19 protein-coding genes are annotated in these 18379 nt (G+C 64.0%); 11 read left to right on the top strand and 8 right to left on the bottom strand.

Annotation, left to right across the window (positions count from 1 at the left end; translation table 11 throughout):
* Positions 1-497, bottom strand: a 497-nt coding sequence (locus tag ACFPTO_RS07650; RefSeq protein WP_377710545.1) for an acetyl-coenzyme A synthetase N-terminal domain-containing protein, incomplete at its 3' end; no start/stop codon positions are given.
* Between the two features lie 377 nt (positions 498-874).
* Here ACFPTO_RS07650 and ACFPTO_RS07645 point away from each other — a divergent pair.
* From ACFPTO_RS07645 to ACFPTO_RS07620, 6 genes are all read left to right on the top strand, one after another.
* Positions 875-1771 carry a DMT family transporter gene (locus tag ACFPTO_RS07645; RefSeq protein ID WP_377710543.1) on the top strand — a complete coding sequence of 299 codons (897 nt, stop codon included), beginning with the start codon at positions 875-877 and terminating at the stop codon, positions 1769-1771.
* A gap of 178 nt (positions 1772-1949) precedes the next feature.
* The gene (locus ACFPTO_RS07640; RefSeq protein ID WP_377710542.1) at positions 1950-2552 is read left to right on the top strand and encodes a TIGR00645 family protein; all 603 of its coding nucleotides are present in this window, start codon (positions 1950-1952) and stop codon (positions 2550-2552) included.
* 47 nt (positions 2553-2599) lie between these two features.
* A complete protein-coding gene (locus tag ACFPTO_RS07635) occupies positions 2600-4123 on the top strand; it encodes a fumarate hydratase (RefSeq protein WP_377710540.1) in 1524 nt (507 codons plus the stop codon).
* Positions 4124-4353: 230 nt separating this feature from the next.
* The gene (bfr, locus tag ACFPTO_RS07630; RefSeq protein WP_377710539.1) at positions 4354-4833 is read left to right on the top strand and encodes a bacterioferritin; all 480 of its coding nucleotides are present in this window, start codon (positions 4354-4356) and stop codon (positions 4831-4833) included.
* Between the two features lie 40 nt (positions 4834-4873).
* On the top strand, positions 4874-5758 hold the full coding sequence (gene murI, locus ACFPTO_RS07625; RefSeq protein WP_377710538.1) for a glutamate racemase: 885 nt from the start codon (positions 4874-4876) through the stop codon (positions 5756-5758).
* Between the two features lie 201 nt (positions 5759-5959).
* Positions 5960-6232: a (2Fe-2S)-binding protein gene (locus tag ACFPTO_RS07620; protein ID WP_377710537.1), complete on the top strand. Its 273-nt coding sequence runs from the start codon at positions 5960-5962 to the stop codon at positions 6230-6232.
* A 706-nt stretch (positions 6233-6938) separates the two neighbouring features.
* Here the strand turns inward: ACFPTO_RS07620 and ACFPTO_RS07615 are convergent.
* The gene (locus ACFPTO_RS07615) at positions 6939-7922 is read right to left on the bottom strand and encodes a LysR family transcriptional regulator (protein WP_377710536.1); all 984 of its coding nucleotides are present in this window, start codon (positions 7920-7922) and stop codon (positions 6939-6941) included.
* A 122-nt stretch (positions 7923-8044) separates the two neighbouring features.
* Here ACFPTO_RS07615 and ACFPTO_RS07610 point away from each other — a divergent pair, with 122 nt between their 5' ends.
* The 4 genes from ACFPTO_RS07610 to hemP all read left to right on the top strand — a co-directional run bounded on the left by ACFPTO_RS07610 (position 8045) and on the right by hemP (position 10421).
* On the top strand, positions 8045-8938 hold the full coding sequence (locus tag ACFPTO_RS07610) for a pirin family protein (protein ID WP_377710534.1): 894 nt from the start codon (positions 8045-8047) through the stop codon (positions 8936-8938).
* 133 nt (positions 8939-9071) lie between these two features.
* A complete protein-coding gene (locus tag ACFPTO_RS07605) occupies positions 9072-9470 on the top strand; it encodes an OsmC family protein (protein WP_377710533.1) in 399 nt (132 codons plus the stop codon).
* Between the two features lie 37 nt (positions 9471-9507).
* The gene (locus ACFPTO_RS07600; protein ID WP_377710532.1) at positions 9508-9993 is read left to right on the top strand and encodes an SRPBCC family protein; all 486 of its coding nucleotides are present in this window, start codon (positions 9508-9510) and stop codon (positions 9991-9993) included.
* 179 nt (positions 9994-10172) lie between these two features.
* The gene (gene hemP, locus ACFPTO_RS07595; protein ID WP_377710531.1) at positions 10173-10421 is read left to right on the top strand and encodes a hemin uptake protein HemP; all 249 of its coding nucleotides are present in this window, start codon (positions 10173-10175) and stop codon (positions 10419-10421) included.
* Between the two features lie 227 nt (positions 10422-10648).
* Here the strand turns inward: hemP and ACFPTO_RS07590 are convergent, their stop codons facing one another.
* The 6 genes from ACFPTO_RS07590 to uvrB form a co-directional block, all read right to left on the bottom strand.
* Complete coding sequence (locus tag ACFPTO_RS07590) at positions 10649-11056, bottom strand: GlcG/HbpS family heme-binding protein (protein ID WP_377710530.1); 408 nt, start codon at positions 11054-11056, stop codon at positions 10649-10651.
* 30 nt (positions 11057-11086) lie between these two features.
* Entirely contained in the window at positions 11087-12505 is a 1419-nt protein-coding gene (locus ACFPTO_RS07585) for a 4Fe-4S binding protein (RefSeq protein ID WP_377710528.1), read from the bottom strand.
* Positions 12502-13347 carry an FTR1 family iron permease gene (locus ACFPTO_RS07580; RefSeq protein WP_377710526.1) on the bottom strand — a complete coding sequence of 282 codons (846 nt, stop codon included), beginning with the start codon at positions 13345-13347 and terminating at the stop codon, positions 12502-12504. Before ACFPTO_RS07580 ends, ACFPTO_RS07585 begins: the two co-directional genes overlap by 4 nt.
* Before the next feature lie 115 nt (positions 13348-13462).
* Positions 13463-13807, bottom strand: coding sequence for a cupredoxin domain-containing protein (locus ACFPTO_RS07575; RefSeq protein WP_377710525.1), 345 nt, complete (start codon positions 13805-13807; stop codon positions 13463-13465).
* Between the two features lie 93 nt (positions 13808-13900).
* Positions 13901-14449 carry an iron transporter gene (locus ACFPTO_RS07570; RefSeq protein ID WP_377710524.1) on the bottom strand — a complete coding sequence of 183 codons (549 nt, stop codon included), beginning with the start codon at positions 14447-14449 and terminating at the stop codon, positions 13901-13903.
* Positions 14450-14699: 250 nt separating this feature from the next.
* Positions 14700-16793, bottom strand: a complete 2094-nt coding sequence (gene uvrB, locus ACFPTO_RS07565; protein ID WP_377710523.1) for an excinuclease ABC subunit UvrB — start codon at positions 16791-16793, stop codon at positions 14700-14702.
* Between the two features lie 357 nt (positions 16794-17150).
* Between uvrB and ACFPTO_RS07560 the strand changes: the two genes are divergently transcribed.
* Entirely contained in the window at positions 17151-18350 is a 1200-nt protein-coding gene (locus ACFPTO_RS07560; protein ID WP_377710521.1) for an amino acid aminotransferase, read from the top strand.
* The last annotated feature ends 29 nt before the right edge of the window (positions 18351-18379 follow it).

Raw genomic sequence — 18379 nt, 5'->3', positions numbered from 1 at the left:
GAATGCGTCGCACCGATGCGTGCGCACGCCTGCATCGCAACCACGCCTTCGACCGACATCGGCATGTAGATCACGACGCGGTCGCCCTTCTTCACGCCGCGCTTTTTGAGCGCGTTCGCAAAACGCGACACACGTCCGAGCAGATCGCGGTACGTGACGTCGGTAACGGTGCCGTCGTCGGCTTCGAAGTGGATCGCGACGCGCTCGCCGAGGCCCGCTTCGACGTGACGGTCGAGGCTGTTGTACGAAGCGTTGAGCTCGCCGTCCTCGAACCACGTGTAGAACGGCGCGTTCGATTCGTCGAGCACCTTCGAGAAGGGCTTCTGCCAGCTCAGGGTTTCGCGTGCGAGACGCGCCCAGAAGCCCTCGTAATCGCGCTCGGCTTCCGCACACAGTGCGTTGTAGGCGTCCATGCCGGAAACCGTCGCATTCGCCACCATTTGCGCGGATGGTGCGAAAACGCGGTGCTCTTGAAGAACCGATTCAATCGTTGCCATCGAGGACCCCTTCGTGAAATAAAACGTCAAACGCGTTGGCCCGCGCAGCAACTTCCGTGCGCGAGCCGTCTCCGAACGCCGCCTCGCCTTGCGGGCGGCTCTATTGTTGCTGGCACGCGTGTCGTCGCCTTGACACGTGCCCTTTGGTGCTAGCCCTTGGGTGCTACCCCTTTCACGCAGACCGTTTTGCGCGCACCCCTGCGGCAGCGCAGCATGGCTGGACACGTCACGCGGCCCGTCGTGAGAGCGGACAAGGTTAAGCGTACCAACTTACCGCCCACTTACGCGCCCGCAGCTTCGAGGGTAAATCCCTGCAGATGACGCACCGACAGGCCGGCACTTAGAATGCTAACCGACCTGTGCGCCCGGATTCCAGCTTGAACCGCTACTCTCTTTTTCTCGTCGCCGCGATGCTCCTCGTCGGCAGCAACGTCGGCATCGGCAAATCAATCGTTTCGTTCGTTCCCGTTCCGCTCTTTGCGCTGCTGCGTTTCGTCATCGCCCTCGCAGTGCTCTGGCCGCTCCTGCGCGCAGCGAAAATGCGTCGCGTCAAGCGCGGCGAATGGATCAATCTCTTCCTTCAGGCACTCTTCGGTACATTCGGGTTTACGCTGCTCATGCTCGGCGGCGTGCAGCGCACGAGCGCGGTCGCCGCAGGCGTCATCACGAGCACCATCCCCGCCATCGTCGCACTGTTCTCCTGGCTCTTCCTGCGCGAACGGCCCGATTCGCGCGCATTCGTGTCGATCGCACTCGCCATCGCGGGCATCGCCGTCGTCAACCTCGCGCATACCGGCAGCGGCGGCGACAGCGCTCCGCAATCGCTTGCCGGCAACCTGATGGTGCTCGGCGCCGTGTGCTGCGAATCGCTCTACGTGATTCTCTCGCGCCGTCTCACGCAAACGCTCGAAGCCATCGATATCTGCGCGTACACACATCTTTTCGGCTTTCTGCTGATGCTGCCCGTGGGTCTGCCTGACGCACTGTCGTTCGATTATTCGAGCGTGCCGCCCGGCATCTGGGGGCTCTCGCTCTGGTATGCGCTCTCCGCGAGCGTGTTCTCGTTCTGGCTCTGGATGAAGGGGATCCGTCATGTGGCGGGCAGCGTCGCGGGGGTGTTCACCGCCGTGCTTCCCGTGGCGGCGGCGATCTACGGGATCGCGTTTCTCGGCGAGCGGCCCACGCCCGCGCACGGGATCGCGCTCGCCTGCGTGATCGGCGGCATCGCACTCGCGAGCCTCAAGACGAAGCGCGTGCCGCCCGTCTCGTCCTGAGGCGCCGCACGGCCCGGCATGCCGCGCCGCCCGTCCTGAGACGGCCCAGGCCGCCGACGCTGTACAATAGCGCGCCCGGTCCATGCGGCGCGCACCCGCCGGCGGCGCCCTGTTGCGCTGCTGTGTGCTGCGTGCGCGGCGCGGCGGCCCCGCCCGTAATTCGCCATCGTCACTGCCCATGTCCGCTGCACATCCACGACCGCCTCACGCGGGTCAAGCCCCGCGCCGACCGCACCTCCTGCCGCGCGTCATCTTCATGAGCCGCTGGCTCCAGGTGCCGCTCTATCTCGGCCTCATCGTCGCGCAGATTGTCTACGGCGTGCTGTTCCTGAAGGAAGTCTGGCACCTCGTCAGTCATGCGACAACGCTCGACGAAACGAGCATCATGCTCGCCGTGCTCGGCCTGATCGACGTCGTGATGATCTCGAATCTGCTCATCATGGTGATCGTCGGCGGCTATGAGACGTTCGTCTCGCGCATGGGCCTGGAGGGCCACCCCGACGAGCCCGAATGGCTCGATCACGTGAATGCCGGCGTACTCAAAGTGAAACTCGCCATGGCGCTCATCAGCATTTCGTCGATTCATCTGCTGAAGACCTTCATCAATCCGGATGCGGTTTCCGCGCACACCGTGTTGTGGCAGGTGATCATCCATATCTCGTTCCTCGCGTCCGCGCTGATCATGGCGTGGATCGACCGCCTCACGACGCACACGCATCCCCAGCATTACGAGGCACTGGCCGCGCGGCATCCGGCGCCGGAGACCGTCGCTGCCGACTGAAGCAGCACCCAAACACGATTACACCCCCGCACTCACTGAAGCCAGCCATGACCGTCATTAAACAGGAAGACCTGATCCAGAGCATCGCGGATTCGCTGCAGTACATCAGCTACTACCATCCGCAGGACTACATCGAAGCGCTCGGTCGCGCGTACGAGCTCGAAAAGAGCCCCGCCGCAAAGGACGCCATCGCGCAGATCCTCACGAACAGCCGCATGTGCGCCGAAGGCCACCGCCCGATTTGCCAGGACACCGGCATCGTCACGATCTTCGTGAAGGTCGGCATGGACGTGCGCTGGGACGGCGCCACGATGAGCCTCACGGACATGATCAACGAAGGCGTGCGCCGCGGTTACACGCACCCGGACAACGTGCTGCGCGCGTCGATCGTGAACCCGCCCGAAGGCGCCCGCAAGAACACGACGGACAACACCCCGGCCGTGATCCACTACGAGATCGTGCCGGGCGACAAGGTCGACGTGCAGGTCGCGGCCAAGGGCGGCGGCTCGGAGAACAAGTCGAAGTTCGTGATGCTGAACCCGTCGGATTCGATCGTCGACTGGGTGCTCAAGACCGTGCCGATGATGGGCGCGGGCTGGTGCCCGCCGGGCATGCTCGGCATCGGCATCGGCGGCACCGCTGAAAAGGCGATGCTGATGGCGAAGGAATCGCTGATGGAGCCGGTCGACATTCAGGACATCATCGAGCGCGGCCCGAAGGACTGGATCGAGGAACTGCGCGTCGAGCTGCACGAGAAGGTGAACGCGCTCGGCATCGGCGCACAGGGCCTGGGCGGCCTCGCCACCGTGCTCGACGTCAAGATCATGGCGGCGGCCACGCACGCGGCGTCGAAGCCCGTCGCGATGATCCCGAACTGCGCCGCGACGCGCCACGCACACTTTGTGCTGGACGGCTCGGGCCCGGCGAAGCTCGAAGCGCCCTCGCTCGACGCCTGGCCGAAGGTCAACTGGGAACCGAACACGGAAACCAGCAAGCGCGTCGATCTCAACACGCTCACGCCGGAAGAAGTCGCTTCGTGGAAGCCGGGCCAGACGCTGCTGCTCTCGGGCAAGATGCTCACGGGCCGCGACGCCGCGCACAAGCGCATCGCCGACATGCTCGCGAAGGGCGAGAAGCTGCCCGTCGACTTCAAGAACCGCGTGATCTACTACGTCGGTCCGGTCGATCCGGTGCGCGACGAAGTGGTCGGCCCGGCCGGTCCCACGACCGCCACGCGCATGGACAAGTTCACCGAGATGATGCTCGCGCAGACGGGCCTCATTTCGATGGTCGGCAAGGCCGAGCGCGGCCCGGTCGCCATCGAGGCGATCAAGAAGCACAAGGCCGCGTACCTGATGGCCGTGGGCGGCGCAGCCTACCTCGTGTCGAAGGCGATCCGCGGTGCGAAGGTGCTCGCATTCGGGGATCTCGGCATGGAAGCCATCTATGAGTTCGACGTTCAGGACATGCCGGTGACGGTTGCCGTCGATTCGTCGGGCACCTCGGTCCACCAGACCGGCCCGAAGGAATGGCAGGCCAGGATCGGCAAGATTCCGGTCGCAGAGGTTTGATGCGCTGCGTACGCGTATGAGTCGGATCGGCTTGTGCCGATGAGAAAAAAACCGGGGCCGAGCGTCCCGGTTTTTTTTTGCGCGGTAACGCGAGCCGCTTCGAGACTGATTTTGCGACCGATGCTCACGCGCCGCGCGGCGGGAATGCACGCCGGATTTCGCCTTGGCATTTGCCCGTGCAGCGTTTATTGTTCATGACCAGAGCCCGGCCACCAAGGAAGGAAAACATCATGCAAGGCGACAAGAAGGTCATCGAATACCTGAATGCGCAGCTCAAGAACGAGCTGACCGCCATCAATCAGTACTTCCTGCACGCCCGCATGTACAAACACTGGGGGCTCGATAAGCTCGGCAAGCACGAATACGACGAATCGATCGGCGAAATGAAGCACGCCGACATGATCATCGAGCGCGTGTTCATGCTCGACGGCCTGCCGAACCTGCAGGATCTGCACAAGCTTCTGATCGGCGAGGAAACCCGCGAAATCCTCGAATGCGACCTGAAACTCGAACAGATTTCCCAGGCCACCTGCAAGGAAGCGATCGTCTATTGCGAGTCCGTGCGCGACTTCGTCTCGCGCGAGATCTTCGTGACGATCCTCGACGACACCGAAGAGCACATCGACTGGCTCGAGACCCAGCTTGATCTCATCGACAAGGTCGGCATCCAGAACTACCAGCAGTCGGGCATGGGTTCGGTAGAATCCTGATCGCCGTCTTGCCGTCACGACGCATTCGCGCACCTCGCGGATGCGTCCCTACTATCCTGCGCCGAATCTCTTGAACGTCTCGCCCCACTCCAGCGCCCTACCCGTCGGCATCTTCGATTCCGGCCTCGGCGGCCTGTCCGTGCTGCGCGCCGTGCGAAAGCTCCTGCCTGACGAACGGCTCGTCTATGTCGCCGATTCGCGCTACGCGCCGTACGGGCAGCGCGACGACGACTTTATCGCCGACCGCACGCTCGCCATCGGCCAATGGCTGATGGCACAGGGCGCGAAGGCGCTCGTGGTGGCCTGCAACACAGCCACTGCCCAATCCATCGAATTCGTGCGCGAACGGCTGCCCATTCCGCTCGTCGGCGTGGAGCCCGGCATCAAACCGGCCGCACTGCGCTCGAAAACGCGCGTGGCGGGCTTGCTCGCAACCCAGGTCACGCTGCGCAGCGCGCGCTTTCAGGCGCTCCTCGAACGCCATTCCGCCGACCTGCGCGTGCTCTGCCAGCCCGGCCACGGGCTTGTCGAAGCCGTGGAGCGCTGCGACGTGGACTCCCCGGCACTCATCGCACTGCTGCACGGCTATCTCCAGCCGATGCTCGACGCAGGCGCCGATACGCTCGTGCTCGGCTGCACGCACTATCCGTTTCTCGATACGGCGATCCGCTCGATCGTCGGCGAGCAGATGACGCTCATCGACACGAGCGTCGCCATCGCAAAACAGCTCGAACGCGTGCTGACCCGGGACGGACTACGCGCGCCCGCGACCGGCGATGCGCCCGCGCCCGCGCGTTTTTGTTCGACGAACGACGGCACGCACCTGCACATGCTGGCAGCGGCGCTGCTCGGCATCGACGCGCAGGTGGAATCCGTGCGGATTCCGTCGCGCCGCACGCTCGAACTGGAAGCCAACGCGGCCTGAATTCGCCATCTCTCGCTGCGGCACCTGGCTGCCGCACGCGGTCCTTTCCGCCCCTGTTTTGTCTGTCCCACAACGGCTCGGCGAAATGGTAAAACCCTTCTAAGTACCCGGTTTTGTTACAAAAATTCCGTTAAAGTGCTTGCTACATGCATCGAACAGAATGATAATAATTCGCATTACGGCCCTCTATCGTGCTCTATCATGATTGTCTGCGTGTGCAAGTCCGTCTCCGACCGAAAGATCCGCGCCTCCATCGCCGAAGGCATGGATTCATTCGACGACCTGCAGTTCGAACTCGGCGTTGCGACCTGCTGCGGCAAGTGCGAAGAATCCGTTCGTGAAGTGATGGCGCAAAGCGGCGCCTGCGGCAGCGGTGCCTGCGGTAGCGGTTGCTGCGGCGGCGCCCAGCAGCGGCTTCCGGCCGCCGTGCCCGCGACCGCCCTGGTTCCTGTCTACGAGCCCCAGGCCGCCTGAACATCGCGGCGCGCACAGCGCCGCGTCCGTACCGTCCTTACCAACAGCCAGCCAGTTTCACGACCAGCCAGCGACCATTCATCCTGCTCCAGGGAGGCCTCAATGGAATTGCTGATTGGATTCGTGACTACGCTCTGCATCTCGGTGTTGATCTTTCGCGAGTGACGGTGCTTCGCACGTCGCCGCCCGCGCTGAGCCGTGGCACGCCACGGCGATGCACCCATCTTCCAGCGACAAACGTACTCACGCGACAGACCCGATCGACGCAAGCCGATTCAATGTTCGTTATCCTTATCGTCATTCAGACGAGAAGGCCCGAATCATCGAGCACATTCGCACCGTACAAAGTAAAAGGCCTCCATCGTCAGATGAAGGCCTTTTTTCGTGCGCACGCAGCGCATTCGGGCGGTCTCGACGCTCACCGTCGGCCAGTTCGCGTCAATACATGCGACATGCCGTGGGCAACACGGACAGCGCTTTCAGCCCTGAAGGCTCGCTATGATAGCGGCCCATCAAATCCCGCTCAAGACCGGTCTTGGCGAGACGGAATTCAATATATTCCTCTCGCCTCGCGCATTCAAGACTTCGCCCATTGAAAGTAACGATTGCCGGCGACGCTTAAATGCAAAAAGACATGACGTCCCAACATACGTGCATACGCTGCGGTCATGCGCATCATTCGATCGAGCTTCGCGGACTCGTGCGCTCACGTATGCGTCTCTCGATGACGTTGAACCAGCGGCGCAATGTCGCTGCGCAGCGGACACTCCTGCTGCAGGCTTTCATCGACGTCGAGCACTTCGACGAGGTAATCGACGAACGCACGCACCGCGGGCACCATCCCCTGCCGCGAGAGAAACACCGCGTAAAGCTGAGGCGTCGGCAGCGTCCAGCCCGGCATGACCGGCGAGAGCTTGCCCGAGCGCAGCGCGGCGCCGTACATCATCTCGGGCAGCGCCGCGATGCCGAGGCCCGCGAGCGCGGCTTCGCGGATCGTGGTGAGATCGGCCGAGATGAGGCGCGGCTCGTGCTCGTGCGCGTGGCGTGTGCCGTCCGGCGCGATGAGCTGAAACACGTGACGGCCATCGCCCGTGGGCGTATCGAGCGTTTCGAAACGTGCGAGATCGGCGGGCGTGAGCGGCGGCGCATTCTGCGCAAGCAGACTGGGCGCGCCCACGAGCATCTGCTCCGTGCGCCAGAGCGGACGCACCACGATATTGGCATTCTGCGGCGGCTCGGAGCGCACGCGCAGCGCGACATCCACCGAGTCCTCGAACAGGTCGATCACGCGGTTCGTCACGCGCATCACGATCCGCACTTCCGGGAAGCGATGCATGAAATCGGGGATGATCTGCGAAAAAATGGTCTGCGAAAGCGTGACCGGCACACTCACGCGCACGGTGCCGCGCGGCGACGAGCGCAACGACTGCACGACGTTGACGGCCGCCTGAGCCTCGGAGAGCATGGCGCGGCAATGCTGATAGAAAAGCTCGCCCGCTTCGGTGAGCGCGAGCTTGCGCGTGGAACGCTGCAGCAGGCGTACGCCGAGCAGCGATTCGAGTTCGCTCACGCGCCGCGACAGACGCGACTTCGAAATGCCAAGCGCGCGTTCAGCCGCCGAAAAACCACCGTGCTCGACGACCTGCGAGAAATACATCAGGTCGTTCAGGTCATGCGAGTCGATCTTCATTTCATCGTTCCAGCGATGGGACAATCAATTGCGTAACGGCCGTCAAAAGGCCTAAAACGGCTACCTATAATAACCGTTTGTTTCGCATATCGAGCAACGCTCACTGTTCGGAGAGGATCCCCATGACGACGACCCGCACCATCGAACGCATCTTTCCCGCCGTTCGCACGACCGAGGGCGCGGGTTTCATCGTTCATCGGCCGTTCCCGACGCGAGCGCTGATGGACTTCGATCCGTTCCTGCTGCTCGACGAAATGGGCCCGATCGACTACGCGCCCGGTGCCGCGAAGGGCGCACCCGATCATCCGCACCGCGGCTTCGAGACGGTCACGTACATGCTCGAAGGGCGCTTCGCTCACAAGGATTCCGAGGGGCATTCTGGCTCGCTCGGCCCCGGCGACGTGCAGTGGATGACCGCTGGCGCCGGTGTGATCCACAGCGAGATGCCCGACCCCGAATTCGCGCGAACCGGCGGCCGTATCCATGGCCTGCAGCTGTGGGTCAACCTGCCTGCACGCGACAAGATGATCGCACCGCGCTACCAGGAACTGCCCACCGCAAGCATTCCGGTCGGCCGCTCGGCCGACGGCAAGGTGTCGGTGAAGGTGATCGCGGGCGAGGCGCTGGGCGTCAAGGCCGCGATCGAAACGCGCACGCCCATCCTCTATCAGCATTTCACGATCGCGCCGGGCGGCCGCGTCGAGCAGCCGGTGCCGGCCGCGTGGCGCGTGTTCGCCTATGGCCTCTCGGGCACGGGATGCTACGGGCGCGATGGAGAGCACGACGGCGAGCGCATTGAGGCCCAGCAGATGGTCACGTTCGCGAATAACGGCGATTCCGTCGTGCTCGCCGCACCGGACGATGCGGCCGAACCGCTGGAGGTGCTGCTGATCGGCGGCGTGCCGCTTCACGAACCGGTCGTGCGCTACGGCCCGTTCGTGATGAACACGGAACAGGAAATCCGCGAGGCCGTGCTCGACTACCAGTCCGGGCGCATGGGCCGCATCGCGCACTGACGAATCGCGTGCTGAGCACGGCCAGCGAGAACTTTCCGCCGTAACTTTCGCTTTCCGTCACAATAGCGACTTGAGGGACGCGCGCAGCGCGTCCTTTCCCCTATCCGTTACCCGTACCACCCGTGAGGAGTGCATGGCCGAACCCGCTGTCAACGCCCACATCGGCTCGACCGACTATCAGGTTCAATTCAACGACGGCACCCATACGTGGATCGCCGACGAACCCGCCTCGCTCGGCGGCGGCGACCGCGGCCCCTCGCCGTTCTCGCTGCTGCTGTCGAGCCTCGGCGCCTGCACGTCGATCACGCTCAAGATGTACGCGAAGCGCAAGGAATGGCCGCTCGAAGGCGTGCACGTCAACCTCACCATGGTGAACAGCGCCCTCGGCGCGACCATCGACCGCCAGATCAAGCTCGAAGGCACGCTCACGAGCGAGCAGCGCGAACGCCTCCTGCAGATCGCCAACGCCTGCCCGGTCCACAAGATCCTCACGCAGTCGGTGACGATCCGCTCGGGTCTGGTGGCCGTCTAGGCGGCGCGCACGGGAATCGTCACAGGAAGCCGCCGACTTGAATTTCGAACACCTCATCCAGATCAACGACCCGCTGAACCCGCTGGTCCCGCCGATGACGCGCGATCAGTTGTGGGAGGGCCTCGTCCTGCGCGCCGAGCAGCCGCAGCTGTTCGTGCTCGGCCTCGACAGCTGCGCGATCCTCTCGCGCACGGAAAACACGCTGGAGCGCGAGCTGCACTACGGCCACGCGACCGTGCGCGACCGCGTCACGCTCACGCCCGGCCGGAGCGTGCGCTACGACATTCTCGCGACTGCGGCGTACGTCGGCGGTTCGCTCACGATGACGATCGAAGCGCCCGACGAAGACCAGCTCTTCCTGCGCTTCGAGTACCGCACGACACTGCCCACCGCCGATACCGAAGACGACCGGCAAACCTCGGAAATCGTGAAGTCCGCGTACCGGGAATCGGACATCGATACCGTTCGGCTGATCCGCCAGTTCGTGCTCGGGCCGGGCGAACCGGATGCGCTGCAGCACTGAGCGACATCACGCGAAAAGAAAGCACCAGGTGAAGTGCGGCACGCGCTCGCGATGCCGGCTTCGCCTGCCTACGCCCTAAGCAACTATCGCCGCGCAAATCCGATACTCATCCTCGACTTGCAAATGCGAACGATTATCATTTATGATTGATCCATCGAATCGAGGAAGGCGTCACGTTCATGACCCGCTTCAATCACTCAGCCACGCTCACCTTGCGCCGCACGAGCGGCACGGGCAGTAGCTCAAGCGGCTCTATCAGCCCACGCGGCACGGCGCAGAGCGCCGCTCAAACGCAACCGGCCGCATCGGCGCAACCGCTCGACAGCACGGCGCTGCTGCAAGGGCGCAGCCATGTGAGCATCGTGCATAACGGCGAGGCATATCAGCTGCGAGCCACGCGGCTCGGCAAGCTGATTCTCACCAAGTAGGACGTACCGTGTTTTGTGGGGATCGCCTCCCATCGCGAGGCGTTAGGCAATAGCCAGTCAAGACGGCTTGCACGCGAATCCTGACCCCTTCGTGCAAACATGCTTCATGCGGGCCGTCGCAGCCAGCCACGCCATTTTTTTTCTCACCGTAACAAAGACAAAGCCGGCACACGCGCGTCACGCCGCGAACGCGTGCACCGGCTGTCTACCGCCAGTTGTCTACCGATTCAAGCGATGCCGAGCGCCGCGATACCCGCGCGCGCCACGGCCGCATCCTGGTCCGATTTCACGCCTGAAACGCCGATTGCGCCAATCACGTCGCCACCGACGACGATCGGCACGCCGCCCTCCAGCATGGCTGTGAGCGGCGCGCTGAGGAACGCCGTGCGGCCCTGGCGGATGACGTCCTCGTAGAGCTTGCTCTCGCGGCGGCCAAGCGCCGCCGTGCGGGCTTTCGATGTCGCCATTTCCGCCGTGGCGGGCGCCGCGCCGTCGAGCCGGCGCAGCCACAGCAAATGCGCGCCCTCGTCGACGACTGCAATCGTCACGGCCCATTGATTCGTGTGCGCGTGCGCGATGGCCGCGTCGGCCATCTTCACGATGTCTTCGTCAGTCAATACCGCCCTGGTTCGCATGGTTTGCTCTCCGATCGGTTGAACGGCCGATCAGTGCGCCCAGCCCCAGAACATGAGCCACCACGCACTGTCGACGACGGCAAGCGCAGCCGCGAAGCCGATCAACGCCAGACCGCGCTGCCCGAGCCGCTGACTGTATCGGCCGCCGACGCGCCACGCAAGCCAGGCACTCCACAGATTGGCAATGCCGAGAATGGCGATTCGCACGCCCGATGCCCAGTCGAGCGCGAGGTGCTCCGCACGCAGCAGCGCGAGCGTCGTGGCCGACAGGCCGAGGAACACGCCCGCGCCCGCAAGCGGAATCAGGGCCTGCGCGAAGTGGTGCAGACGGCGCATCTCGAAGCGCCCGAACACGCTGCTCACGCCCGCCAGAATGGCGAGCAGCGCAGTGCCGTACACGAGCGCCGTCGCGAGGATATAGCCGACGATCATCGCGCCGTCGAGCCACGAGAACACATCGTTCTGAGCCGGATAGTGCGTGAGCAGGAACCACGGCGCATTCGTGGCGAGCGGCCAGGTGATGTCGCGGTCGATGAGCCAGCCGGCAATCGACTGCTTGACGGCGACGAACCACGGCGAACCGGTCCAGTGGAACGCGCCGATGGCGATACCGAGGAGACCGTACAGAATCAGCACCGTGTCCCAGCCTTTCGCGTGGCGGTCACCGAGTTCGACCACCTCGTGCGTGGGCGAGCGCCACGACAGTTCGATGGCGTCGCGGTGACCCGCGCAACGGCCGCACATGTGGCACGCGGCGGCGCCCTTCATGTTGCGCAGCGGCAGAAGCGGCGCGCAGTTGACCGGAATCACGCGATGCCCGCCCTGCTCGCCGGACTTGTACGAGCGGCGCCACGCATCTTCATCGACCTTGTAATGAAACGGCGCGAGACGCGCGAGCAGCGAGAACACGCCGTTGACCGGACACAGGTAGCGGCACCAGACGCGCTTTTCGCGGCCGTACAGAAAGCCGATCACCATCGCGCCGAGCGTCGAGCCGCCCAGCACGAGCAGCACCGCCTTCGGATACTGGTAGACGCTCACGAGCTGGCCGTAGATGGTCGTCAGCCCGAACGCGACGAACGGCCAGCCGCCCCAGCGCATCCAGTGCGCAATGGCGCCGCCGCGGCCGTGCTTGCTCGCAAGCTCGGAGAGCGCGCCCTCCGGGCACAGCACGCCGCACCAGACGCGGCCGAGCAGGACCATCGAAAGCAGCACGAACGGCCACCAGATGCCCCAGAAGACGAACTGCGCGGCGAGCGTGAGATTGTTCCAGAGATGCGCGGTGTTGCCGGGCAACGGCATGAGCGCCGGCACGATAATGAGGAAGGCGTAGACGCTGACGACGATCCACTGCACGGTGCGGATCACCGCACCGTGCCGCCGCATCCAGAGCCCGACCTGTGCGAGCTTGCCGCGCCGGGCGGCCGGCTGCGAGGACACACAACTCATGCTGCTTTCCTCGCACCGATAGCGGCCGCGCGGCCATTTGCGCGACGCACGAGGAGCCACACCACGGCCCAGTACGCAGCGTAGGCAATCAGGTTCATGAGCGCGGGATGTGCGCGATAACCCGTGAGCGTGGCGACGAGCGAGCCGAAGGTGCTCGAATCGTCGAGGATCATCGACGTATTCCAGAGCCGATCGACGATCGCGGGCAGAATCTCCTTGTCGATCAGCTTGTCGACGCCGGTCTGGAACAGACCCGCGCCGAGGAACAGCAGCATGATCTCGGTGATGCGGAAGAAGTGGCGCCACGAGAACACCTTGCCGCCCAGTTGCAGCACGTAGAACGTGAGCAAGGCGAGGCCGAAGCCGATCGCCACCGCAAGGTACTGGCCCGCGTCGACATGACCCGACTGGCCAAAGCCGAGCCCGTACAGGAAGATCACCGTCTCGCTGCCCTCGCGTGCGATCGCGAGCGCGACGAGCACCGTCACGCCCCACCAGTTCGCATCGCGCGCGCTCGCTTCGAGCGACTGCTCCATTTCGCGCTTGAGCGTGCGCCCGTGCCGCTTCATCCACAACACCATCTGCACGATCAGCACGCAGGCGACGAGCACCATCGCCGTCTGGAAGTAATCCTGCCCATCGCCCGAGAGCACCTCGGTGAACCCGACCAGCGCCGCGCCGAGCGCAATCGCCGCGAGTATCCCGAGCCCCACGCCACCCCATAGATACGGCAGGCCGCGCCGCGCGTCGGCATCGCCGTTTTTCAGCCACGCGTGAAGAATGCCGACGACGAGCAGCGCCTCGACGCTCTCCCGCCACACGATGAACATCACCTGACCCATTCAAGTCCTCCTGCCGCCAGTGCACACGCGGGCGGCGTCACATCGCTACGCCTGCTTTGTCGCTTGCTTTGCGACGTATTTCGTCACGCTGGTTTCGCTGCGTTACTTCGCCGCGTTACTTCGCGACAATCAGGCCTTGCGCCTGATGATGAAAATCGTCGAAAAATTTGTACTCGCCCGGATCGAGCGGCGCGATCACGACGAACGAATCCGCACCCGGCGCCAGCACCGTTTCCTTGCGCAACTGGACGCTCTCGAACTCGGCCGCGCTCTTACCGGTGTTGTGCACTTCGATCTTGATGCGCTTGCCCGCGGGCACTTCGATGCGCGCGGGGTTCAGCTTGCCGTCGGTCATTTCCAGCCTGAACGTCGGCAGGTCTGCGGCATGCACGACGCCGGCGAGCGGCGCGAGAAGCGCCGCGCCGAGCGCGAGCGCCGCCAACTTTCTGATTCCAGTCATTGTTCTTCCCTGCTCTGTTCTGCGTTTTCGGGCCGCGCCGCCGCGACAGCAAGCAACGCCGCCCGCCCTGTTGACTCACCCGCGCGGCTCAGCTTAGTAGCCGCCCTTCTTGCCGATGCCCGCGAACGGGAAGTCGTATTCGATTGTGATGGGCTTGAACCACGGACCCACGCCGGTTTCCTTGTCGACGTGACGGCCGAACGCCATCTTGCCCATCTGCATCGGCGCCTCGACGGTCATCTTCAGGTGATACTTGCCCGGGCCCGCGAGCTTGACGTTGTCGCCGTAATGCGGGCCGTCGTTCGCGACCATCGGCATCAGGTCGCCCTTTTGCACGTAATTCGAGCCGGGTTTCGTCAGTTCGTAGTGGACCTGCAGATACGGCATCCAGTCGCCCTCGGCAAAACCGCTCGGGTTGTTCTTGACGGCGTGGATGTCGGTTTCGAGGTGGATATCGGAATCCGCGGCCTTGCGCATCATGCCTTCCGGTTCCATCGTGATCGGCTGCAGATACACCGCGCCAATTTCCATGCCGCCCAGAATGTGCTGCTTGCCGATCGGGTATTCGGCCGCATTGGCGCTGCAGGCAGCCGCTGCCGCAGCGATCAGCGCGGTGGCGCGCAAGAATGAGTGGATCCGCATCGAAACTCCTGGCATTTTTATGAGTAAAAGTACGAAATCAAATGACGCAACATTGATATGAATGTTAATGCGAACCATTCTCAGTAAGAATGTCAGTGTAGCACCTACACTGGACTACACCAAAGGAAAAATCCCGGAAGGCCTGATGACATAAGGGTCTTGCGCAGCAAGACCCTTATGGAAACTTACAAGACTGAAGGGTGGTGACAGGCGTCCCGGTTCAGGGGCGCGATGCCGGGCGGTGGAGTGCTCAGGCAGGATGATCGCCGACGTTCGCGCCGAACACGCGCCGGCGCAAAAGTGCGAGCTGGTCGCGCGTCTGCGCGGCCTTTTCGAATTCGAGGTTCTTCGCGTAGTCCATCATCTGCTTTTCGAGCTTCTTGATTTCCTTCGCGATCTGCTTCTCCGACATGTCCTCGAACTTCGCGCGCTCCTGCTCCTCGCGCAGCTCGGCGCGCGCCTCGTCGACGTTGTAGACGCCGTCGATGATGTCCTTGATGCGCTTGACCACACCGCGCGGCACGATGCCGTGCTCCGCGTTGAACGCCATCTGCTTCGCGCGGCGCCGTTCTGTTTCGTCGATCGCGCGGCGCATCGAGTCGGTAATGCGGTCGCCGTAGAGAATCGCCTTGCCGTTCACGTTGCGCGCCGCGCGGCCGATCGTCTGGATCAGCGAGCGCTCCGCGCGCAGGAAGCCTTCCTTGTCGGCGTCGAGAATCGCCACGAGCGACACCTCGGGAATGTCGAGGCCCTCGCGCAGCAGGTTGATCCCGACGAGCACGTCGAACGTGCCAAGCCGCAGATCGCGGATGATCTCCACGCGCTCGACCGTGTCGATATCGCTATGCAGGTAGCGCACCTTCACGCCGTGATCGGAGAGGAATTCGGTGAGCTGCTCGGCCATGCGCTTCGTGAGCGTCGTGACGAGCACGCGCTCGCCCGCGGCCACGCGCTCGTTGATCTCGCCGAGCACGTCGTCGACCTGGGTCGAAGCGGGCCGCACTTCGATCACCGGATCGACGAGGCCCGTGGGCCGCACGACCTGTTCGGCCACCTGCCCCGTGACCTTTTTCTCATAGTCGGCAGGCGTCGCCGACACGAAAACCACCTGGCGCATCTTGCGCTCGAATTCGCCGAATTTGAGCGGCCGGTTATCGAGCGCCGAAGGCAGCCGAAAGCCGTAATCGACGAGGTTTTCCTTACGCGCGCGGTCGCCGTTGTACATGCCGTTGAACTGGCCGATCAGGACGTGCGATTCGTCGAGGAACATCATCGCGTCGCCCGGCAGGTAATCGACGAGCGTCGGCGGCGGCTCGCCCGGCGCCGCGCCCGAGAAGTGCCGCGAGTAGTTCTCGATGCCCTTGCAAAAGCCGAGTTCCTGAAGCATTTCGAGGTCGAAGCGCGTGCGCTGTTCGAGCCGCTGGGCCTCCACGAGCTTGCCTTCGGTATGGAAGAATTCGAGCCGGTCGCGCAGTTCGGTCTTGATGGTTTCGACGGCGCGCAGCACGGTCTCGCGCGGCGTCACGTAGTGCGACGACGGATACACCGTGAAGCGCGGAATTTTCTGGCGCACGCGGCCCGTGAGCGGATCGAAGAGTTGCAGCGTTTCAACCTCGTCGTCGAACAATTCGACGCGCACGGCCATTTCGGCGTGCTCGGCCGGGAAGATGTCGATGGTGTCGCCGCGCACGCGGAACGTGCCGCGCTGGAAATCCTGCTCGTTGCGCGTGTACTGCATCGCGATCAGCCGCGCGATGACGTCGCGCTGGCCAAGCTTGTCGCCGTGGCGCAGCGTGAGAATCATCTGGTGGTACTCGGACGGATTGCCGATACCGTAGATCGCCGACACGGTCGCCACGATCACGACATCGCGCCGCTCCATCAGGCTCTTCGTCGCGGATAGGCGCATCTGCTCGATGTGCTCGTTGATCGACGAATCCTTCTCGATGAAGAGGTCGCGCTGCGGAACATACGCTTCCGGCTGGTAGTAGTCGTAGTACGAGACGAAATACTCGACGGCATTGCGCGGAAAGAACTCGCGGAACTCCGAGTAGAGCTGCGCGGCGAGCGTCTTGTTCGGCGCGAACACGATGGCCGGACGGCCGAGGCGCGCGATCGTGTTCGCCATCGTGAAGGTCTTGCCCGAGCCCGTCACGCCGAGCAGCGTCTGGAACGCGAGGCCGTCGCCGACGCCTTCGACGAGCGTCTCGATGGCCGTGGGCTGGTCGCCCGCCGGCGCGTACGGCTGATAGAGCTGGAACGGCGAACCGTCGTACTGGACGAACTTCGATTCGTCGAACACGGGCGCGTCGGCAACGGTCTGGTCGGACATGGGGGGCGACATCCTCTGCCTGGGGCAAAGGACTATTCTAGCGTTTCGCCGACGTCCGGGCCGAGGGTGGAATCGGGCGCGGGAACGGTGGAAGGAAGTGCCGCGCGACGGACGACAAGCGCGCCAGCGCCGTCTGCCCACGCAACGGAGCACGAATTTGCGCACGAGCGTGCTCACGAAACGCGCCCCTAAACGTGTCCAAAAGGAACGCAAAGCAGCCGCCGCGGGCGAAAAGGCGTCACAGATTCGTTACAATAGCGCCTTGCGTGGCCAGCCGGCTGCGCCGTCCGCGCGCACTCACGCGCGGCGGCGAGAGAGCAAGCGCAAGCGGCCACCCATGTGTCCATCCCTGACTATTGCCGAACCATCATGTCCCTCTTTTCCGCTGTCGAACTTGCCCCTCGCGACCCGATCCTCGGTCTGAACGAAGCCTATAACGCCGATGCGCGCACCACCAAGGTGAACCTCGGCGTCGGCGTCTACACCAACGAGGAAGGCAAGATTCCGCTGCTGCGCGCGGTGCGCGAAGCGGAAAAGGCCCGCGTCGAAGCAGGACTGCCGCGCGGCTATCTGCCGATCGAAGGTCTGGCTGCCTACGACGCCGCCGTGCAGAAGCTGCTGCTCGGCAACGATTCGCCGCTGATCGCAGCCGGTCGCGTCGTGACGGCGCAGGCGCTTGGCGGCACGGGCGCGCTGAAGCTCGGCGCCGACCTCCTCAAGCGCGTGAACCCGAACGTGAAGGTCGCGATCAGCGACCCGAGCTGGGAAAACCATCGCGCCCTCTTCGAAAGCGCAGGCTTCGAAGTCGTCGCGTACCCGTACTACGACGCGCAGACCAACGGCGTGAACTTCGAAGGCATGCTGGCCGCGCTGAACAGCTACGCGGCGGGCACGATCATCGTGCTGCACGCATGCTGCCACAACCCGACCGGCGTGGACCTGACCATCGCCCAGTGGAAGCAGATCATCGAAGTCGTGAAGGCGCGCGAACTCGTGCCGTTCCTCGACATCGCCTATCAGGGCTTCGGTGACGGCATCGAGGAGGACGGCGAGGTCGTGCGCCTGTTCGCCGCTTCGGAACTGAACGTGTTCGTTTCGTCGTCGTTCTCGAAGTCGTTTTCGCTGTACGGCGAGCGCGTCGGCGCGCTGTCGATCATCACGAACAGCAAGGAAGAATCGACCCGCGTGCTCTCGCAGCTCAAGCGCGTGATCCGCACGAACTACTCGAACCCGCCGACGCACGGTGGTTCGGTGGTCGCCGCAGTGCTCGGCTCGCCGGAACTGCGCACGATGTGGGAAAACGAACTGGGCGACATGCGCAACCGCATCCGCGCAATGCGCACGGGCCTCGTCGAGCGCCTGATGGCCGCCGGTGTGGATCGCGACTTCAACTTCATCAACGTGCAGCGCGGCATGTTCTCGTACTCGGGTCTGACGGCGGCGCAAGTCGACCGCCTGCGCGAAGAGTTCGGCATCTACGCCGTGAGCACGGGCCGCATCTGCGTGGCCGCGCTGAACAACCGCAATCTCGACGTCGTCGCCAGCGCTGTCGCGCAAGTGCTCAAGTAAGCGCGTCTGGACGCGTGCCGCCTCGATGG

Origin of the sequence: Paraburkholderia denitrificans (assembly GCF_042655705.1) — a bacterium.
GTDB classification, from domain to species: domain Bacteria; phylum Pseudomonadota; class Gammaproteobacteria; order Burkholderiales; family Burkholderiaceae; genus Paraburkholderia; species Paraburkholderia denitrificans.
This window is presented reverse-complemented; position numbering and strand designations above follow the sequence as displayed.

Excerpts from the sequence above, each read along its gene's own strand:
- ACFPTO_RS07585 (WP_377710528.1), bottom strand. The coding sequence starts at position 12,505 with ATGAGTTGTGTGTCCTCGCAGCCGGCCGCCCGGCGCGGCAAGCTCGCA.
- ACFPTO_RS07560 (WP_377710521.1), top strand. The coding sequence starts at position 17,151 with ATGTCCCTCTTTTCCGCTGTCGAACTTGCCCCTCGCGACCCGATCCTC.
- ACFPTO_RS07640 (WP_377710542.1), top strand. The coding sequence starts at position 1,950 with ATGTCCGCTGCACATCCACGACCGCCTCACGCGGGTCAAGCCCCGCGC.
- ACFPTO_RS07605 (WP_377710533.1), top strand. The coding sequence starts at position 9,072 with ATGGCCGAACCCGCTGTCAACGCCCACATCGGCTCGACCGACTATCAG.
- ACFPTO_RS07570 (WP_377710524.1), bottom strand. The coding sequence starts at position 14,449 with ATGCGGATCCACTCATTCTTGCGCGCCACCGCGCTGATCGCTGCGGCA.
- ACFPTO_RS07635 (WP_377710540.1), top strand. The coding sequence starts at position 2,600 with ATGACCGTCATTAAACAGGAAGACCTGATCCAGAGCATCGCGGATTCG.
- uvrB (WP_377710523.1), bottom strand. The coding sequence starts at position 16,793 with ATGTCGCCCCCCATGTCCGACCAGACCGTTGCCGACGCGCCCGTGTTC.
- hemP (WP_377710531.1), top strand. The coding sequence starts at position 10,173 with ATGACCCGCTTCAATCACTCAGCCACGCTCACCTTGCGCCGCACGAGC.
- ACFPTO_RS07580 (WP_377710526.1), bottom strand. The coding sequence starts at position 13,347 with ATGGGTCAGGTGATGTTCATCGTGTGGCGGGAGAGCGTCGAGGCGCTG.
- bfr (WP_377710539.1), top strand. The coding sequence starts at position 4,354 with ATGCAAGGCGACAAGAAGGTCATCGAATACCTGAATGCGCAGCTCAAG.
- ACFPTO_RS07590 (WP_377710530.1), bottom strand. The coding sequence starts at position 11,056 with ATGCGAACCAGGGCGGTATTGACTGACGAAGACATCGTGAAGATGGCC.
- ACFPTO_RS07620 (WP_377710537.1), top strand. The coding sequence starts at position 5,960 with ATGATTGTCTGCGTGTGCAAGTCCGTCTCCGACCGAAAGATCCGCGCC.
- ACFPTO_RS07610 (WP_377710534.1), top strand. The coding sequence starts at position 8,045 with ATGACGACGACCCGCACCATCGAACGCATCTTTCCCGCCGTTCGCACG.
- ACFPTO_RS07615 (WP_377710536.1), bottom strand. The coding sequence starts at position 7,922 with ATGAAGATCGACTCGCATGACCTGAACGACCTGATGTATTTCTCGCAG.
- ACFPTO_RS07575 (WP_377710525.1), bottom strand. The coding sequence starts at position 13,807 with ATGACTGGAATCAGAAAGTTGGCGGCGCTCGCGCTCGGCGCGGCGCTT.
- murI (WP_377710538.1), top strand. The coding sequence starts at position 4,874 with ATGCGTCCCTACTATCCTGCGCCGAATCTCTTGAACGTCTCGCCCCAC.